General features: G+C 39.1%; 17 protein-coding genes. 10 read left to right on the forward strand and 7 right to left on the reverse strand.

What is annotated here, in order from left to right; all coding sequences use genetic code 11:
* Positions 1–114 precede the first annotated feature (114 nt).
* The 3 genes from H7U17_RS12865 to H7U17_RS12875 form a co-directional block, all read right to left on the reverse strand.
* A complete protein-coding gene (locus H7U17_RS12865; RefSeq protein WP_186757146.1) occupies positions 115–579 on the reverse strand; it encodes a YdeI/OmpD-associated family protein in 465 nt (154 codons plus the stop codon).
* A gap of 31 nt (positions 580–610) precedes the next feature.
* Entirely contained in the window at positions 611–1036 is a 426-nt protein-coding gene (locus tag H7U17_RS12870) for an SRPBCC domain-containing protein (RefSeq protein WP_186757147.1), read from the reverse strand.
* A gap of 61 nt (positions 1037–1097) precedes the next feature.
* The gene (locus tag H7U17_RS12875; RefSeq protein WP_186757148.1) at positions 1098–1667 is read right to left on the reverse strand and encodes a Crp/Fnr family transcriptional regulator; all 570 of its coding nucleotides are present in this window, start codon (positions 1665–1667) and stop codon (positions 1098–1100) included.
* Positions 1668–1810: 143 nt separating this feature from the next.
* Between H7U17_RS12875 and H7U17_RS12880 the strand changes: the two genes are divergently transcribed.
* On the forward strand, positions 1811–2578 hold the full coding sequence (locus H7U17_RS12880) for an META domain-containing protein (protein ID WP_186757149.1): 768 nt from the start codon (positions 1811–1813) through the stop codon (positions 2576–2578).
* Between the two features lie 48 nt (positions 2579–2626).
* On the opposite strand, the gene H7U17_RS12885 is transcribed toward H7U17_RS12880, so the two are convergent.
* The gene (locus tag H7U17_RS12885) at positions 2627–4006 is read right to left on the reverse strand and encodes a sulfatase-like hydrolase/transferase (protein WP_230981404.1); all 1380 of its coding nucleotides are present in this window, start codon (positions 4004–4006) and stop codon (positions 2627–2629) included.
* A gap of 453 nt (positions 4007–4459) precedes the next feature.
* Between H7U17_RS12885 and H7U17_RS12890 the strand changes: the two genes are divergently transcribed.
* The 9 genes from H7U17_RS12890 to H7U17_RS12930 all read left to right on the forward strand — a co-directional run bounded on the left by H7U17_RS12890 (position 4460) and on the right by H7U17_RS12930 (position 13410).
* Positions 4460–6868: a TonB-dependent receptor gene (locus H7U17_RS12890; protein ID WP_230981406.1), complete on the forward strand. Its 2409-nt coding sequence runs from the start codon at positions 4460–4462 to the stop codon at positions 6866–6868.
* Positions 6869–6939: 71 nt separating this feature from the next.
* On the forward strand, positions 6940–8247 hold the full coding sequence (locus H7U17_RS12895) for a PepSY-associated TM helix domain-containing protein (protein ID WP_186757152.1): 1308 nt from the start codon (positions 6940–6942) through the stop codon (positions 8245–8247).
* Complete coding sequence (locus tag H7U17_RS12900) at positions 8244–8552, forward strand: hypothetical protein (RefSeq protein WP_186757153.1); 309 nt, start codon at positions 8244–8246, stop codon at positions 8550–8552. Before H7U17_RS12895 ends, H7U17_RS12900 begins: the two co-directional genes overlap by 4 nt.
* A 254-nt stretch (positions 8553–8806) precedes the next feature.
* A complete protein-coding gene (locus H7U17_RS12905) occupies positions 8807–9253 on the forward strand; it encodes a hypothetical protein (RefSeq protein ID WP_186757154.1) in 447 nt (148 codons plus the stop codon).
* A 75-nt stretch (positions 9254–9328) separates the two neighbouring features.
* Positions 9329–10927: an arylsulfatase gene (locus tag H7U17_RS12910; protein ID WP_186757155.1), complete on the forward strand. Its 1599-nt coding sequence runs from the start codon at positions 9329–9331 to the stop codon at positions 10925–10927.
* Between the two features lie 68 nt (positions 10928–10995).
* On the forward strand, positions 10996–11508 hold the full coding sequence (locus tag H7U17_RS12915; protein ID WP_186757156.1) for a hypothetical protein: 513 nt from the start codon (positions 10996–10998) through the stop codon (positions 11506–11508).
* A 128-nt stretch (positions 11509–11636) separates the two neighbouring features.
* Positions 11637–12197, forward strand: coding sequence for a YfiT family bacillithiol transferase (locus H7U17_RS12920; protein WP_186757157.1), 561 nt, complete (start codon positions 11637–11639; stop codon positions 12195–12197).
* Positions 12198–12218: 21 nt separating this feature from the next.
* The gene (locus H7U17_RS12925; protein WP_186757158.1) at positions 12219–12719 is read left to right on the forward strand and encodes an SRPBCC family protein; all 501 of its coding nucleotides are present in this window, start codon (positions 12219–12221) and stop codon (positions 12717–12719) included.
* A 19-nt stretch (positions 12720–12738) separates the two neighbouring features.
* Positions 12739–13410 carry a DNA alkylation repair protein gene (locus H7U17_RS12930; protein WP_186757159.1) on the forward strand — a complete coding sequence of 224 codons (672 nt, stop codon included), beginning with the start codon at positions 12739–12741 and terminating at the stop codon, positions 13408–13410.
* A gap of 71 nt (positions 13411–13481) precedes the next feature.
* On the opposite strand, the gene H7U17_RS12935 is transcribed toward H7U17_RS12930, so the two are convergent.
* The 3 genes from H7U17_RS12935 to H7U17_RS12945 are packed head-to-tail and all read right to left on the reverse strand — an operon-like array spanning position 13482 to position 16896.
* A complete protein-coding gene (locus H7U17_RS12935; protein WP_186757160.1) occupies positions 13482–14555 on the reverse strand; it encodes a glycoside hydrolase family protein in 1074 nt (357 codons plus the stop codon).
* A gap of 17 nt (positions 14556–14572) precedes the next feature.
* Positions 14573–15808: an enolase C-terminal domain-like protein gene (locus tag H7U17_RS12940; protein WP_186757161.1), complete on the reverse strand. Its 1236-nt coding sequence runs from the start codon at positions 15806–15808 to the stop codon at positions 14573–14575.
* Positions 15809–15834: 26 nt separating this feature from the next.
* Positions 15835–16896 carry a Gfo/Idh/MocA family protein gene (locus tag H7U17_RS12945; RefSeq protein ID WP_186757162.1) on the reverse strand — a complete coding sequence of 354 codons (1062 nt, stop codon included), beginning with the start codon at positions 16894–16896 and terminating at the stop codon, positions 15835–15837.
* Positions 16897–16898 lie beyond the last annotated feature (2 nt).

The following is a 16898-nucleotide window of genomic DNA, read 5'->3' on the forward strand; positions in this document are numbered from 1 at the left end:
AATAAAAGAAAAGACTATTGTCAAAAAATTCACTAATTGCTATACGTTTTGTATATATAAGCAAATCATTGGCAAGTCAGAAAGAATCACTCAAAATATCCTTTGGACATCAAATTAAGCCCTTAACATTTCCTCCATCAGCTGAGCAATCCTATCAGCTTTTGTGTCCTCCTGCTTGGCAGCATAAATCCTGTCCAAATATCGCTTCTGCTCCCCATCTGAAAGCTTCCTAAAATTTTCCAAGGCCCGCTTGTGCTCATTCCCAAAACAGTCCATTAATTCTTTCGGAATTTCCAACGGTGATTCATCCAGATACAAAATAACCCTTACTATATCCCCTGCTTCCTTTTTGATTTTCTTTCTGATGGCAGCCTTTACAGGAAGAAATAGCTTCCCATTCCCCATCGGCATGAGTTTATAATGCTTCAATTCAAAACCATCGATTGAGCCCTTAATAGTGACCCATCCGAAATGCTGATGTTTAGCAGGCTTGATTTCCGGAATGACAGCATAAGTCCAGCCTCCCTTTCCAGGAAATTTCTCCAATAAATATTCTTTATTGACTAAAGCCACATCCATGATTCTCTTTGCTATAAAACTTCCAATAAATTTACATATTGACAGTGGTTTCTACCCGGTTTTTCAGGGATTTATTCATCGCCTCAAAGCCAAATTTGGTTTTTGCAAGCAGCTGTTTTCTGAAAAAGGGAACTAATATTCCACTAAAATATTCACTGTGGATAAATCTCGTTTTCCCATCAGCTAGCTGCTCCAATTGAAAGCAATGCTCCCCATCAAAAAGGCCTTTTATCCACAAGTGCCCCAACCATCTAAATTCCTTGTTTGGCCTGATAACTTGGATTATAGGTTTAAATGTCATGCCAGGTAATTTGATCTCTATGCGCCCACCTTCTCTGATATCGCCCTCAAGGCTTTTTACGAAGGGATTCCATTGTGGGTAAGTTTCAAAACCCATTAATATTTCCCAAACTTTTTGTGCTGGTGCATTGATCTGAATTTGGGTCGTAATTTTCATTTTCTAAATTTTTGATATACCCAAAGTTCATCAAAGTCGTCCATTCCGTTCTTGATATAAATCAAGAATGCATCTTTTTTCGAATCCTGCTTAAAGTTTCCGGGCTCATTCCCATCATAGAAGCCAAATATTGAAGAGGAACCTCATTAAACAGTTCCCTTTTATATTGGAACAACTGCTGAAACCTCTCTTCTGCAGTCATAGATAAAAAACCAAATACCCTGTCTTCAAGGGTCATAAAACATTTAGCAATAAATAATTTCTCCAATTCTTGCCATGCAGGAATAATTTCTCCTAATCTCTTGTACCTACCTTCGCTTAAAGTAAATAATTCACAATCATTCAAGGCCTGAATATTACGCCTAGCCGGCTTCCCAAAAGTCAAGGTTCCCAAATCTGTTATAAAATCTCCAGGGGAAGAGATCCATTGGGTAACTTCCTTTCCTTCAACATAATCAAATATCCTTAAATGCCCCTCCTTGATAAAACTCAATTTGGCTGAATACTGCCCCTTAACCAAAAAATGATCATCTTTGGAAAGTTTTTCAAGTTTAAATTGATCAGCGAGTAGGTCCATATCTTTGGTGCTGATCTCAAAATAGGATTTTAGGTATTGCTGAAGTTCAGTCATATAGTAATGTGATTTGTTCAAAATTAGCAGAAGCAAACCAAGATGTCATTCATTTATTTAACATTCTTTAGAGGATCAATAACAAAATTGCCGTAGCGTTTGGACCGAGATTTGCGTATGGTAAAAAAGACAAAATTAGCATTATGAAAAAGGTACTTTATTTAAGTTTTTTCTGCCTTTGGGGCATGGTAGCCTGTTCCAAGAAGAATATTCCTTCAAAAACTGAAGACAATCAAGAAACCATGGCTCAAAACATTGATTACGATATTGATTTCAAAGCCTCTGGCAACGAGCCCTTCTGGTCTCTGAAAATTGATTTTGACAAAGGTATGGTATTCAATACCCTCTCAGGTTATGAAATTATTACTCCTGTTCCTGAGCCTATCCGAATTCAGGATGTGAACGGAATCAGCTATAGAGCAGAAACAGAAAAAGGCAGCCTATATGTTACGATCATCAAAGGTAAATGCCAAGATACAATGGCCGATAAAGCGTTTGGTTATAAGGTAAGAATACAAACCAAACTATCATCCGAAAATGATTATCAAGACTATAAGGGCTGTGGAGACTATCAGGGTGACTATAGGCTTAATGACATATGGGCATTGGAAAGTATCAATGGAGAAAATCTATTTGAAGGTGCTAAGCCACCAAATATGGAATTCAACCTAATAGAAAATCGCTTTTACGGATTTGGCGGATGCAACAGGATAAATGGTTCTTTCAGCTTGGGAGATCAAAAAATCCAATTTGGAAAAGCTCTTTCCACCATGATGGCCTGCCCAAAAATGGAGCAAGAAGGAATTTTCACTTCTAAAATCAATGATCAGGAATATGAATATCAAATTGAAGAAGGCATCCTTACCTTAAGCAATGATGAAACAGTAATGATCTTCAAAAAGATAGATTAAGAATAAAAAAATAAGGGGAAACGGTCTGTGCCATTTCCCCTTTATTATTTAATACTTCTCCAAGTCAAATCGATCAGGATGAAGTTCATTATATTTTTTATCATCCTTCAATCCTAGAAAAACAGGGGCCATAAGCATACTCAACCAGTTATTGAAAGATTTTAACATGCTTATGGCTTTTTTCTCTTCTGCCAAAGGGTTGGACTCTCCTATATCATTGGTAATATGGAATAGCATTTCCTTTTCACCATCCACATTGACCATTTTATAATCACCCTTACGGATAGCGTAAGCTTTTTTATCATACATTCTCCATTGTAAGGATTTGTGAGGTGCTCCATTTTCCTCTCCAGTCAGGTAAGGGATTAGGTTCACACCATCCAACTTATTTTTGGGCTTGACCTTGGCTAGTGCTGCCGCAGTGGCAAAAATATCCAAGCTAATAATAGGATGGTCATAGACCTGCGCAGCAGGAATAGTTCCAGGCCATTGAACAGCAAAAGGAACCCTGATACCACCTTCCCAAAGTGATCCCTTAGTGCCTCGCAAGGCCCCATTATCGGATGCATTATGTGGTTCTGGCCCACCATTATCTGACAAGAAAAATACCAAGGTATTATCACTAATTTCCAATTCCTCCAATTTATCCAAGACGCTCCCTACGCCATCATCCACAGCACTAACCATTGCCGCATAGGTTTTTCTTTTCTTATCAGTAATATGATCAAATCGACTCAAATACTTCTCGGTAGCCTGAAGTGGAGTATGAGGAGCATTATAAGCCAAATAAATAAAGAAGGGATTGTCCTTGTTTCTGCCTATAAAATCTACTGCCTCCCTGGATAGTGCATCTGTAAGGTATTCCTTTTCCTCCACCCTCGTATCATTCTTCAAAAGCTTGGTTCTATATGCAGCATATTGACTTTCTATTTCTGAAATATCGTTTAATGTCAAATCTTCAGGGAAATAATAATGCCCTCCAGTTAGGAAGCCATAAAATTCAGTAAATCCCCTTTTCAAAGGTCTTTGGCTTTCATGTGCTCCTAAATGCCACTTTCCCAAAGCTAAACTTTTATATCCTCCTCTGCTCAGCGTCTTGGCCATTGTTTCTTCAGAAAGAGGGAGACCCTGGCTGGGATCATTAGGGGCAAAAAGCGGATTGCGGCTAAAACCAAACCTCCCCTGATATCGGCCAGTAATCAAGCCTGCCCTACTGGGACCACATACTGCGTAACTAACATATCCATTAGTGAACTTGACACCATTATTGGCAATTCTATCAATATTTGGTGTTGGGATTTCTGTCGAGCCATTAAAGCTCACATCATTATAGCCAAGGTCATCGGCCAAAACAATGATAATATTGGGACTTGTTTGGGTATTTTTCTTTTGTGCGAAACAAAGGAAATTAACCAAACAAATAGCCATTGATAAGATTAAAACTTTTGGTAAAACTACTTTCGTCATCTGTGATTTTTGATTAAGTGGGGTCTATTGTCCCGAATTTAATCAAGTTTCTTGGTAATCAAATGAGCACTACGATTTTACAGCTTCTACTCCTTATATTTCATAAGCTTTTTAATTAATTACACTTCGTTTTCGTAAAGTCCCTCTAAATAGAAATTGAAAGCATTTCACTTAGATCTAACAAATAAAAAGTGCTAATGTCCTAAAATAAAGAATATAAAATTTCAATAAGCCAATTTCTAAGATTAACCCACTACTATCATTAATAAGAATAAATCTAAATAAAACTAAAAATTGCTTGCTGGACAATTAATTCAGCTTTACTTTTGCCTTCATTAAGAATTAGTCTAAATAGAATCTAAGATGAAAAAAGGATTACTTTTCGCTCTATTTGTTTGTTTAAGCTCTTTTATAATGGCTCAAACAGGCCAGTTAGAAGGAACAGTTATAGATGAAAAGGGAAAAAAGATTGAATTTATCAATGTCCTTATTGAAGGAACGGACTTGGGTATTTTAACTGATGAAGAAGGGACATTTCATTTCGATAATGTTCCTGTAGGCACTCAAACTGTTAAATTCAGTTCTTTTGCATATGAAACAGTGACCAAACAAGTCCAAATCAGTTCGGGAAAAACAAGCCAAATTGAAATAAGCCTGGCTGAAGGCCAACTGGAACTACAAACTGTAGAAATCCTAGGTAGAGCTGAAACCAGTTATAAAAACACCAATTCATTTATCGGCACCAAATCTTCCACACCCATAAAAAATGTCCCTCAATCCATTGGCTATGTTACCAAGGAACTAGCACTGGACCAAGGCGCATTCAGGGTAAATGATATCGTCAAAAATATCAGTGGGGTCAACCAATTTACTTTCTATAACGATATTACCATCCGAGGCCACCGTATCAAGGGGCAGGATATTTCAGGCAATTTGGTAAATGGCATGCGTTCATTCACTAGCTTTTGGAAACAACAATTAATTCCACATATTGAGAGAGTAGAAGTCATCAAAGGCCCTGCCTCTGCACTTTTTGGAAATGCATCTGCTGGAGGTACCATTAACAGGGTAACCAAAAAGCCATTGACAGAATCCAGACAATCCATCACTTCGACAGTTGGCAGTTTCAATACTTTCAGGGTTTTGGGAGACTTTACCGGCCCAATGACAGAAGACAGGACCTTGCTTTACCGCCTCAACTTGGGTTATGAAAACTCTGGAAACTTCCGTGACCTTCAATATGACAAAAACCTGGTGGTAGCACCTTCTTTTTCCTTCCTTCCATCTGATAAAACCAGACTTAATCTGGACATCGTATACCAAAACTCAGACGGTAGATTGGACAGGGGACAGGCAGTATTTGGAGATGGGAATCTATATTCTGTTCCTATCACCAAGGCCTTGAATGCTGCAAACGATTATTTGAAGGAAGAAAGTGTTAACGCAACCATATCTCTTCGCCATGAATTTACTGAAGGTTTAAGCTTTAATTCCATCTATATGAGGTCTAATTATCAAGAGGACCTATTGGAACACCGAAGCAATAATAAATACGCTGCACTCGGTGACGGAAGCTTAGATCCTGAAAAAGTGGAGATGAGGATGTCCATCAGAAAAAGAAGCTGGAGCAATAATAATTTCAACAATTACTTCAACTATAATTTCAATACAGGAAGTGTCAGTCATAAAGTATTATTGGGCTATGATTACTTCCAGCAGGTCCTTCATCCAGGAGGTTCACAAATACAGGCAAGGGGCTATTTATTGGCTGATGGAAGTGGTGCTACTAATTCCTTCAATATTGCCAACAAAGACCAATATGCACTGGATGCAGATGGCAACCCTATTCCTGTAGTACCACATTTTGATCTGACAGACCCATTTGCCAACCAGATCAGGGATATCAGTAAGTACTTGTACAGCACTAATATTTTCGCTCAGTCTCAGCTTTATTCCAATGGGATATATATTCAGGAACAAGCGACCATTGGTAAACTCCAAGTACTTTTGGGATTGAGACAAGAATACTATACAGATGTACTGAATTATAAAAGTGAAGATGAGGAAAAAGTCACCCAAAACGCCTTGATTCCAAGAGTGGGCTTGGTTTATGAACTTAAGCCTAATATCAACCTTTATGGTACTTATGTTCAAGGTTATCAGCCTCAGACAGCCAGCGTTATCAACAACCCACTTGCAGGAGGACCTTTTGATCCTTTGACCAGTGAATTAAAAGAAATTGGTGCAAAGAGCGATTGGTTTGAAGGCAGATTAAGTGCCTCGATGGCCCTTTATTACCTTACAGAAAAAGGAGCCTTGTACAATGCCAATGAACCAGGAAACCCAGATCTTTTGGTACAAACAGGCAAAAATGTTTCCCAAGGATTTGAATTGGACCTTTCTGGGAAAATCAATGACAACTGGAGCTTGGTAGCTAACTATTCTTTCAATGAAGCGACTATTGAGGAAAGTGATGATGAAAACCTTATCGGAAGGCAAAAACCCAATGCACCAAAGCATGCAGGTAATATCTGGACTAAGTATATCATTAGTGAAGGTTCCTTTAAAGGACTTGGTTTTGGTCTGGGCGCCAACTTTGTTACGGAAAGATATGGTTCGCTAGGATCAACTGCAGAACCGCCAGTATTTCCTTCCTATCAATTAGTAGATGCTGCGGTCTATTACAAAATGAAAAAATTCCAGATCCAGATGAACATCAACAACGTGCTGGATAAAAAACATTGGGTAGGTGGATATGACTACCTAAGAGCCTTCCCAGGTGCTCCTAGAAATGTAATGACCACCATTTCCTATGTCTTCTAAATTAATACACTACCTAAAATTATAACACAAAACTTCCAGTTTAGCACTGGAAGTTTTTTGAGTTTATAAATATGAATACAAAACTACTTTGGCGGATTCATAACTGGATAGGACTTTATACAGGTTTGGTGATTGCATTCCTATGTATCACTGGTGCCGCAGCCCTTTTTCGTCCGGAAATTGACAGGGTCCTCAACCCGCATTTGACCAAAGTAGAAAAGCAATCCAAGACCGTATCTTTAACCGAGGCAGTGAATAAAGCTTTGGCCGCCAATCCGGACAAAAATCTTTTTGAGGTGGAGCTACCGAAGGCTTACGTCGACACCTGGAACATCCGCCTTAAACCCAAAAAAGCCCAAGACTTATACCCCATGTTTTGGGAGGTTTATATCAATCCTTACACCGGAGAAATTCTAGGTCAAAGAAACTATTTTGAGACATTCAGCTATTACCTCAGGAATATCCACGTAAGGCTTTATGAAGCTGAATTTGGCAGACAAATAATAGGACTGGCAGGAATTGCCCTATTGATTTCTACCATTACAGGCTTCCTCATTTACGGAAAATTCATGAAAACGCATGCTTTTGGTGAAATCCGTAAAAAAAACACGCGCATCACACAAGGAGATATCCATAAAATGATTGGTGTGGCCACCTTGGTATTTAACTTCGTAATCGCCGTCACTGGTGCTTGGCTTGGTCTGCAGGTATATCTGATGCAAGTTGCTGATATGGACTTGCCAAATAATTATGTGAGACAAGAAAAACTCCTTAGTAAAGCCGAAGACACCGTCTATCCCCTAGATTATGACTTAATACTCGATAGGATCAAAGCAGAGTTTCCTGAAATGCAACCTTGGAATATCCGCCCTACCACCAATGGGGAGGCTTTGATTCATGTATATGGAAATGTTAAAGGTCAAACCTATGAAAGAAGGTCCAATAAGCTGGTCCTAGACAAAGAAGATTATGCAAAGCTCCACCAATATAATATCAGTGATCAGGATTTCGGAGCAAAACTATTCTTTGTCCAGGAATCCTTCCATTTTGGAGACTTTGCGGGGCTTCCTCTGAAATTATTGTATTGCTTTCTTGCTTTATGCTCCGCCTATTTGTCCTTAAGTGGTTTTATCATCTATCTTGAGCGTACAAAAAAACACCGAGAAAAAGCCTCCAAGCCTACTCCTGTCAAGCACATATTAATAAAATGGTCCTTAGGTATGCTTTTCTTTTTGGTATTCATAGCCATTTTAAGCACTAATTTTGGCATTGGTATCCCTTCCTTGATCGTAACCACTTTGGTATATGGTGGCTTCCTGATTTTGATTTTAAAAGGCTTAGGAAAAAGCTTCCTCCAAAAATTAACAACCAAGAAATGAAAAACAGGATACAGCAATTCAACCAACATTACCTGGTTCCTTTAGTCCTTGCTTTGGGAATGGTTTCCTTGGTGTTTTTCCTATATTCAGTTTCAGAGTGGTTGAGTACTCCAAGTCTTATTGATTCCGATAACTTCTATTATTATACAGGAAAAGGATCTTGGTCGGAATATCAGCAAGCCAACCAATTCAATTCATTCACCTACCTTTTGGCTACAGCCTCATGCACATGGGCGGCTCTCGCCAAAAACAAGTGGATAAGTATATTGGCCATCATCATCAGTATCCTAGCCTTCAGCTTTTGAACCTGCCATATCATTTTTGGTGCTGCCGAAATAAAACTTAATTCCTACTAAGATCATGGATATTTCCATATAATATTGATCAAAATCATTCATCTATTATCCAATCTCCCCAGTAGACTATTATTCATATAGTGAATTAATGATTTTATGCTTAATATTAATTTTCAATAGATTTAAAGCTCAATAGAATTCATATGCGTACTCAGGCCCAGTCATCAAAAGAGTATTTCAAAAACATGTCAATTCTTTATCGCATGTTACTAATTACACAGTTCGTTTTTTTTACTGCAGCCTATTTTTTGACCGAAAAAACTGAACAAATGGATGCGACTTTCCACTTGTTTTTGAAATTTCTGATTCCAAGCCTTGTATTAGCTTCCATTTTTGGCAGCAACATCTATTTCAAAAAGCAATTGAGTAAGCTCAAACAAGATAATTCATTGAAGGACAAACTGACGGATTATATTACGGCTTTAGTAGTCAAATATGCCCTATTGGAAGTCCCTGCAATCATCGCTATCGTTGCCTATTTTATAAGTGCAGATTGGCTATTCTTGGGACTTGCTGGCACAATGATCATTATATTCCTCCTTCACAAACCTTCCCAGTCAAAAACCATTTCAGAATTGTCCCTCAATCCCGAGGAAAAACGAAAGGTATTGGATCCAAAAGCCATGGTTTCAGAGATTAAAATTAGATAGGCAAGCCCAATACCAAATATTAGATTCACCATCAAAGTCAAGCCTTAGAGATTGGCTTTATTTATCCTATATATTATGAATATCAAAACCCAAGTTATCTTATTTATTGCATCATTAATTTTTGCTACCTCATGTAAAGAAAAGGAACCTTCCTCATCAAAGCCCAATATCATCCTGATATATGCTGATGATTTAGGAAAAGGATTACTCAGCCATGAAGGCCAGCAATATATCAACACCCCCAATATCGACCGATTGGCAGCGGAAGGAATGCGTTTTACCAATGCCAGTGGAAGTATGCTTTGTGCACCAGCAAGAGCTGCTTTAATCACAGGCTTGCATGATTGTCATGAAGATGGATTTGAAATTACTAACGCAAAACTATATGAGGGGATCAGTACAGGAAAATACCAGCATGAGGAAATAGAATCCATGATCAATTCAGCCCTCAGTCCCATTCCCGAAGATCAAGTATTTCTGGGTCAAGTGGCACAAGATGCTGGCTATACCACTGCACAGTTTGGAAAGTTGGAATGGGGTTTCTCAGCTTCCCATATGCAGATGAAACGCCATGGCTGGGACCACTATTTAGGATATTTGGACCATGTGCGCGCTCATGGTTTCTATCCGCCCTTTCTATTTGAAGATGGGGAATTAGTAGAAATTCCCGGTAATACGCTAATCAATGGTGGAAAAAGCATTGAAATGGAAACTGAAGAAGCTTATAGGGAAAGATGGGACATGAACGGAAAGGAAGTATATTCCCAAAATCTGTTTATGGAAAAAGTCCTAAGCTTTATTCGGGAAAAGAAAGACCAGCCTTTTTTCCTTTACTTCCCCACCCAGCTGCCCCACGGGCCGGTGTCCATTCCTGCTGTCCATCCTGAAATTGCTAAGTTGGAGGATTTAACCCAGATAGAAAAAGAATATGCCTCTATGGTCAAAATGCTGGACGATAATGTCGGACAGATCATGGATGAATTAGTGAAAAATGGAATTGATGAAAACACCTTGGTAATTTTCACCTCCGATAATGGCCATGAAATTTACTATAGCATGAAGGACAGGGTACTGAAACCGTATACGAATATGCAAACAGGGAAACGCTTCGACAATTTAGAAAACAAGTATTACAGTGAACTAGCCGGAGATATTTTTGATGGAAATAATGGCCGTGCAGGAATGAAAAGAAGCAACCTTCAGGGTGGCATTGAGGTTCCTTTGATCGTGAGATGGCCGGGTAAAGTGAAGGCAGGAAGTACTTCTGATCTATTGGTCACCAATTATGACTTTTTGCCTACGCTTGCAGAACTGACTGGATTTGCAAGTAAAACCGGTTCTGATGGTATCTCATTTTTAAGCACCCTATTAGGCACTGGGGAGCAGAAAAAACATGACTATATCGTACACTCTTCATTCGAAGGACCGACCTTGATCACTGAAGATGGTTGGAAAATCAGGTCCTACCTGAGAAAAAATATCTTTGAGCTTTACTATTTACCAGAGGACTATAAGGAAGAAAATGACCTTTCTTCGCAAAAGCCTGAAAAACTTGAAGAACTTAAAAATTTAATGCTTGAGGCTTGCGATGGAGATTTCCAAAATGGCCTATATGGTTCAGGCAAAACCCAAATCAATGTAATTAAAAAAGCCGCTGAAACAGCAAAGCACTAAACAACTGATAATATTGCCATTGGAGCATAATTTCCTTAAATTATGTATGGTTTAAAAATCAGAAAACTATGCTTAGGCTGGTGTGCACTTTTCTCTTTTTGGTGTTCATTCACCAGAATATTCAAGCTCAGGCTGAATGCAATTGCTGCACGCAAAGCCATTTTCAATTTGATTTTTGGCTAGGGGAATGGAATGTTTATGATACAGATGGAAAGAAAATAGGAGAGAATCATATTGTTAAATTAGAAGCAGGCTGTTTGGTCCGTGAAAACTGGAAGGGGAAAAGCGGTGTTACAGGAAGTAGCTATAATTTCTTTGACCCCGCTGATTCCTCTTGGAACCAAATATGGGTGGATAACCAAGGCAATAACCTAAAACTAAAAGGTAAAGCCAGTTCCAACAGCATGGTGTTGCAAAGCGAAATAAGCCAAAGTCCGGATGGAACATGGCAAATCAACCGTATTACTTGGACCGTTGGATCTGATGGCAATATTATTCAACTTTGGGAAGTATTGGATAAAAACCAAGAAGTAAAAAGTATAGCATTCAAAGGTATTTATAAGAAGAAATCAGCTGATTAAATATTCAAACCCTTCCTAAAAGCCCATTACCAGTGAGATGAAAAAATCCAGTCTAATAATTTCTAATTTGCGACCTCTCCTATTCAGTGAAATAATAAATTGTAATCATCACTTAAAATTACAGTATCATGGATGATCTTGAAGTTCAAAAATTAAAGTATCCCATTGGCACTTTTAAGCGACCAAGAGTAATTGATGAGGCCCAAATTGAAAAATGGATAACATCCATAGGCTCTTTCCCAAAAAAGATTCAGGAGCTCACCAATGGACTTACAGAAGGGCAAATGGAATGGCAATATAGACCTGGCTCATGGAACATCAGAGAATTGGTACATCATTGTGCCGATAGCCATATGAATAGCATCATCAGGTTTAAATTGGCATTGACAGAGGATGAGCCTAGCATTAAACCTTATTTTGAGGACCGCTGGGCAAAGCTGGCAGATTACCATGAAAAGGATATTTCGGCCTCACTAATGCTTATTGATGGACTTCATCATCGCTGGGAAAGCTTACTGCGAAGTCTTGGAGAAAAAGAGCTTAAAAGGACTTACTACCACCCCGAACACAGAAAAGAATTTAACCTCGAGGAAACCATTGGCATGTATGCCTGGCATTGTGAACATCACTTGGCACATATCAAGCAAGCCATAACACATCAAGGTAGCTTTCAAAAAAGTACGATCTAAAACCCAAAATTCCATAAAGCCATGTCTGAAAACAATACATTTGACTGGAGTAGGTTTACCATAAAAACTCCAATAAAGAGTGATGTAAAAAGTATCTATAATGCATGGACTACTCCAGCAGGTCTGGAAAGTTGGTTTCTCCGTTCGGCAGAATTTAAAGACGCTTCCGGAAAGACCCGGGACAAAAAAGAACATATCCATATCCTTGACACCTACAAATGGTTGTGGCATGGCTATCCCGATTCAGTCATGGAAGAGGGCGAAATCTTAGAAATCAATGGCAAGGATCACCTTAAATTCAGCTTTGGAGAAGCTGGAATAGTCAGTATCAACATCCTCGAAGACAATGGAAAGACAATCGTCAAATTAGACCAGGAGGATATCCCCCATTATTCTACCACAAAAGAAAATTATCATGTAGGTTGCAAGACTGGCTGGACCTTTTATTTGGTAAACCTCAATTCCATTTTACAGGGAGGTCTTGATCTAAGGAACAAAGATGTGCAATCTTTTATGGATTGATTGTTGACAAAAAGATTTGATGGACGCATACATAAGAACTCTTGAAGATGAATTCAGGCTACATGCCAATGCTATTATAGCAAAGGGTCAAAAAGCCTATATGAAAAATAATTTTGATTTTTTTGGTCTCAAAACTCCATTGAGAAGAAAAATACAGCATCCATTCCTGATCAAATCCAATTTACCCCCAAAAGAAAAGCTACCTGAACTGGTGGAAATTCTTTGGAATAAACCAGAAAGGGATTTCCAATTATTTGCCCAGGAATTAGCTTATAAATACGTCAAAAAACTGGAAATTCAGGATATTGACCTATTTGAATATATGGTTAAAAACAAATCCTGGTGGGACACGGTGGATTTCATTGCTGTAAAATTAATTGGCGCCTATTTTGAACAATTCCCCCAAAACCGAAAAAAATATGTGGATAAATGGTTAGCCAGTGACCATTTATGGCTGCAGCGCTCAGCCTTACTCTTTCAACTCAATTATAAGAAAAACTTAGACAAGAAGTTATTGGTGCATACCATCCAATCATTATTGGGATCAAAAGATTTTTTTATCAATAAGGCAATTGGTTGGATATTGAGACAATACAGCAAAACTGACCCTGACTGGGTAATTGACTTTGTGCAGAAAACTGAGCTGGCCAATCTCAGTAAAAAAGAAGCCTTGCGACTCATCAAAGATTGATGAGCACAAAAAAACTGGTCTGCATTTTCGCATGAACCAGCTTTTTATTTTACTAATGAAGTATTTAGCTCTTAATCCAAATTAATCTTCAACACATGGCATACTGTACGATCTCCGCCAAAATAATTCCAACCACTTGGCCCATATAGATAAGCAGGTTTTCCGTCTATCATGAGTACTTTAGGCCGCTCCATTAATTTGGGCAATCCCCCATAAATTTTTCTTACCAAACTTTCCTGATAATCACCATAATAATCCTCTATGCTCTTATAGCCTATTTTGGCGTCTTTGAGATCAAAGGAAATTCCATCTTTTGATTTCCAAAGTGTCCCGCCGCCGTTGATACCAGTATTGTGACCATGATTGTCAGTGGTCAGTAAATACACATAATCATTATAGATAAAAGCGGTTCCGTCTTCCAAGGTTCCTTCATTGGAGGTCACTGGCTTTTGTGTTATTTCGTAGGGACCTTCTAACTTTTCACTAATTGCCAGACCGTATTTTAAGCCAATTTTTCCCATGGATTTGAAATAAATAAAGAACTTACCATCCTTCTCTAAAAACACGGGGTTGACAGCGCCATTTCTAGATTGATAATTCCACTTTTCGGGATTATCGGCATCGATGATCAAACCATCATCCCCGACTTTTTCCCAAGGACCATAAGGCGAATCAGACGTGGCCATGCCTATTCTCTGGTTGGCAGGATGGGGAGGACGGTTATAATCTGTATTAGCGATATAAAGCAATACATATTTATCTCCAACCTTAGCTATTTCTGGATTATGGGGAGCATACTTGTCCCAAGTATCCGCTCCCGTCCCCTGTATAGCTATATCTGAAAAGACAAATGGCCCTTCTGGATTATCTGAAACATAGTGGGCTATTTCGGAAGACTTTCTCCATGCTGGATCAACATTTTTCTCAGGCCAGCGGGCAGCAAAAATATGCACCTTCCCATCTTCTCCCATGATCGGTGAACAACCCCAAATAGAATAATCATCGTCTTGGACAGCTACTCCCTTCCATTCTAGACCTTCAGCAATAAAGGACAAATTATTAGACTTCTGTTGTGCGAATACCATACCCAAGCTCTTAACGATTAAGAGACATGTCCAGAATAATATTTGATTAAATTTCAACATGGTGAATAGTTTTTTGATTAGTAGCCCATTAATTCAGCTCCAATCCCCGGTTCTTGAGGCGTCTTATATCGTCCATCTATTATTTCCACGGGATGTTGGAAATATTGCTTTAAGTGGGGAATATGCTCTAAAAGCAAGGCAGGGTGGTCCATGGTGATATGGTTAAATAAAACCAAATGTTGGTGAATCTGCCCCATATCTCCAACATGTGGAACCACTGGTACCTCAAATTTTTTCGAAAGTAAACTGATCAGAATAAATTCCGATATCCCACCCACACGAACTGCATCAACTTGATTAAAGCTCATACAGCCTGATTGAAGGAAATTCTTGAAAATCACCTTGTTTGGCACATGCTCGCCTAAGGCTAAATCAACAGGTACTTCTTTGGCCAAAGTCACATGGGCCTGAACATCATCAGGATGGGTCGGCTCCTCTACCCAATAGGGATTCAAAGGCAGAAGTTCCTTACAAATACTAATAGCTTCCTGAAGGTTCCACTGCTGGTTAGCATCAAACATGATCGTCGCCTTGTCTCCAGCAATTTCCCTTACCATTTGGGCCCTTCTAATATCCCTTGCAGCATCTTTTGAGCCCACTTTTAACTTCATGGCTGTAAAACCCAAATCCATGGCCTTTTTGATATTATCGGCCACTTTTTCATCAGAATAATTAAACCAGCCAATGGATGTATCATAGCCTGGATAGCCTAAATCCAATATCTTTTTGCGCTCCATTTTTCCAATTTGCTTGGAATTAAGAAGAGCAATAGCTTCTTGCTTAGATAAAACCTCTTCACAGTAAGAAAAATCAAGCGTATTGACGATTTCTTCTGGACTAAGTTCAATCAGTAATTGCCATAATGGTAAGCCCTTTGATTTTGCCCAAAGATCATAACAAGCATTCACCACCGAAGCCACTGCCAAATGTACAACACCCTTATGTGGTCCCAACCAACGGAAATTCGGATCATCAACCATGGCCTTATAGGTTTTGCCAAAGTCAGCCATTAATTCATTGATTTCCTTCCCTTCAATATGCTTGACCAAATAGGATATTGCCTTACATACCATTTCGTTTCCAGCCCCTAAAGTAAAGGCCAAACCCACTCCTTCAAGCCCTGCATCTGTTCGCAAGCGACATACGGCATAAGCATAAATTGGCGTGGTATGAATTGCATCAGATCCTGCTCCATCTTTGAGCTCAAAACGTGCATCTTCTGCAATTCCCTTTTTAATTACTACTGAGTTCATATTTGCTAATTATTTCTTAATTTCTTCTAAAATATTACCCCACCTTCTTCACTGGACTTATAGGCGGCTTCTACCAGTTTCATGGTCTGTAATGCATCTGCTGTGCTGTGTGGTAATTCTTCTATTTCGCCTTGGTAAAATCGCTGAAGATCAGCCATAGTGCCCCTAAAGGCATGCGGAAACCAGCCTCCTTCCAAAGGCAATTCCTGCCAACCTTTTCCATCTTCCAAAATCACGTATTCCATTACCGGTGGCATACCTTTGGGATAATCCAAAGAAAGTCCTATCCTGATTTTTATAGCTCCTTTGGTACCCTCAATCTTCAAGTACGATTCCTGATGCTTTAGCCCAAATTCATGTCCATGATTGGTCATGACCCGTGCCTGTGTATACTCATCGTAATCAAGGATTATACTCGAACGTGTAGATGCCAATTCGGGCATTTTTGGATGTTTTATGGTGCTGGCATATACTTTCTTCGGATCACCCAGAAAGCTCCGGACCAAATCAAGGTAATGAATACTGTGGTATAAAATCTCCATCCTTGGCAGTTCGAATAAGAAGTCCCAAAGATGCCAAGGAGTATAGACATTTACCTTGATCTCTATATCATAAATACTTCCCAAAAGCCCCCGGTCGATCAAATCCCTGGCCGCTAAAACATAGGGAGCATAACGAAGCTGAAAGTTAACAGCACTTATAAGGCCTTTTCGATCACAAATGGCCTTTATAGCTTTCGCCTCTTCCAATGTCTCCCCCATTGGCTTTTGGATCAGGACTGCAGCACCATCAGGTAGTTGCTCTAATATTTCAATCACCTTACTGGCAGGAACAGCTATATCAAAAACTACCTCAGTGCTTTGGGCATCTGCTATCAAATCAGGAAGGCGCTGATAAACCTTCTCCAGCCCTGAAAATTGAAGCTTTAGAGATTCCGCCTTTTGGACATCAGGGTCAAAAATACCCAGAACCTTAAAACCTGCCATTTGATAGGCTGGCAAATGGGCATCTTTCACAATCCCTCCTGCCCCTATAATGACAATCGGCAATGGCTCCTTTGGTAAACTGACTGACTGATTTATCTGCATAA

It is taken from the genome of Echinicola salinicaeni (assembly GCF_014280965.1).
GTDB lineage: Bacteria > Bacteroidota > Bacteroidia > Cytophagales > Cyclobacteriaceae > Echinicola > Echinicola salinicaeni.

What these genes read in the sequence shown, in the direction of transcription:
- H7U17_RS12865 (WP_186757146.1), bottom strand. Translation starts at nt 579, where the DNA reads ATGGATGTGGCTTTAGTCAATAAAGAATATTTATTGGAGAAATTTCCT.
- H7U17_RS12870 (WP_186757147.1), bottom strand. Translation starts at nt 1,036, where the DNA reads ATGAAAATTACGACCCAAATTCAGATCAATGCACCAGCACAAAAAGTT.
- H7U17_RS12875 (WP_186757148.1), bottom strand. Translation starts at nt 1,667, where the DNA reads ATGACTGAACTTCAGCAATACCTAAAATCCTATTTTGAGATCAGCACC.
- H7U17_RS12880 (WP_186757149.1), top strand. Translation starts at nt 1,811, where the DNA reads ATGAAAAAGGTACTTTATTTAAGTTTTTTCTGCCTTTGGGGCATGGTA.
- H7U17_RS12885 (WP_230981404.1), bottom strand. Translation starts at nt 4,006, where the DNA reads ATGGCTATTTGTTTGGTTAATTTCCTTTGTTTCGCACAAAAGAAAAAT.
- H7U17_RS12890 (WP_230981406.1), top strand. Translation starts at nt 4,460, where the DNA reads ATGGCTCAAACAGGCCAGTTAGAAGGAACAGTTATAGATGAAAAGGGA.
- H7U17_RS12895 (WP_186757152.1), top strand. Translation starts at nt 6,940, where the DNA reads ATGAATACAAAACTACTTTGGCGGATTCATAACTGGATAGGACTTTAT.
- H7U17_RS12900 (WP_186757153.1), top strand. Translation starts at nt 8,244, where the DNA reads ATGAAAAACAGGATACAGCAATTCAACCAACATTACCTGGTTCCTTTA.
- H7U17_RS12905 (WP_186757154.1), top strand. Translation starts at nt 8,807, where the DNA reads ATGTTACTAATTACACAGTTCGTTTTTTTTACTGCAGCCTATTTTTTG.
- H7U17_RS12910 (WP_186757155.1), top strand. Translation starts at nt 9,329, where the DNA reads ATGAATATCAAAACCCAAGTTATCTTATTTATTGCATCATTAATTTTT.
- H7U17_RS12915 (WP_186757156.1), top strand. Translation starts at nt 10,996, where the DNA reads ATGCTTAGGCTGGTGTGCACTTTTCTCTTTTTGGTGTTCATTCACCAG.
- H7U17_RS12920 (WP_186757157.1), top strand. Translation starts at nt 11,637, where the DNA reads ATGGATGATCTTGAAGTTCAAAAATTAAAGTATCCCATTGGCACTTTT.
- H7U17_RS12925 (WP_186757158.1), top strand. Translation starts at nt 12,219, where the DNA reads ATGTCTGAAAACAATACATTTGACTGGAGTAGGTTTACCATAAAAACT.
- H7U17_RS12930 (WP_186757159.1), top strand. Translation starts at nt 12,739, where the DNA reads ATGGACGCATACATAAGAACTCTTGAAGATGAATTCAGGCTACATGCC.
- H7U17_RS12935 (WP_186757160.1), bottom strand. Translation starts at nt 14,555, where the DNA reads ATGTTGAAATTTAATCAAATATTATTCTGGACATGTCTCTTAATCGTT.
- H7U17_RS12940 (WP_186757161.1), bottom strand. Translation starts at nt 15,808, where the DNA reads ATGAACTCAGTAGTAATTAAAAAGGGAATTGCAGAAGATGCACGTTTT.
- H7U17_RS12945 (WP_186757162.1), bottom strand. Translation starts at nt 16,896, where the DNA reads ATGCAGATAAATCAGTCAGTCAGTTTACCAAAGGAGCCATTGCCGATT.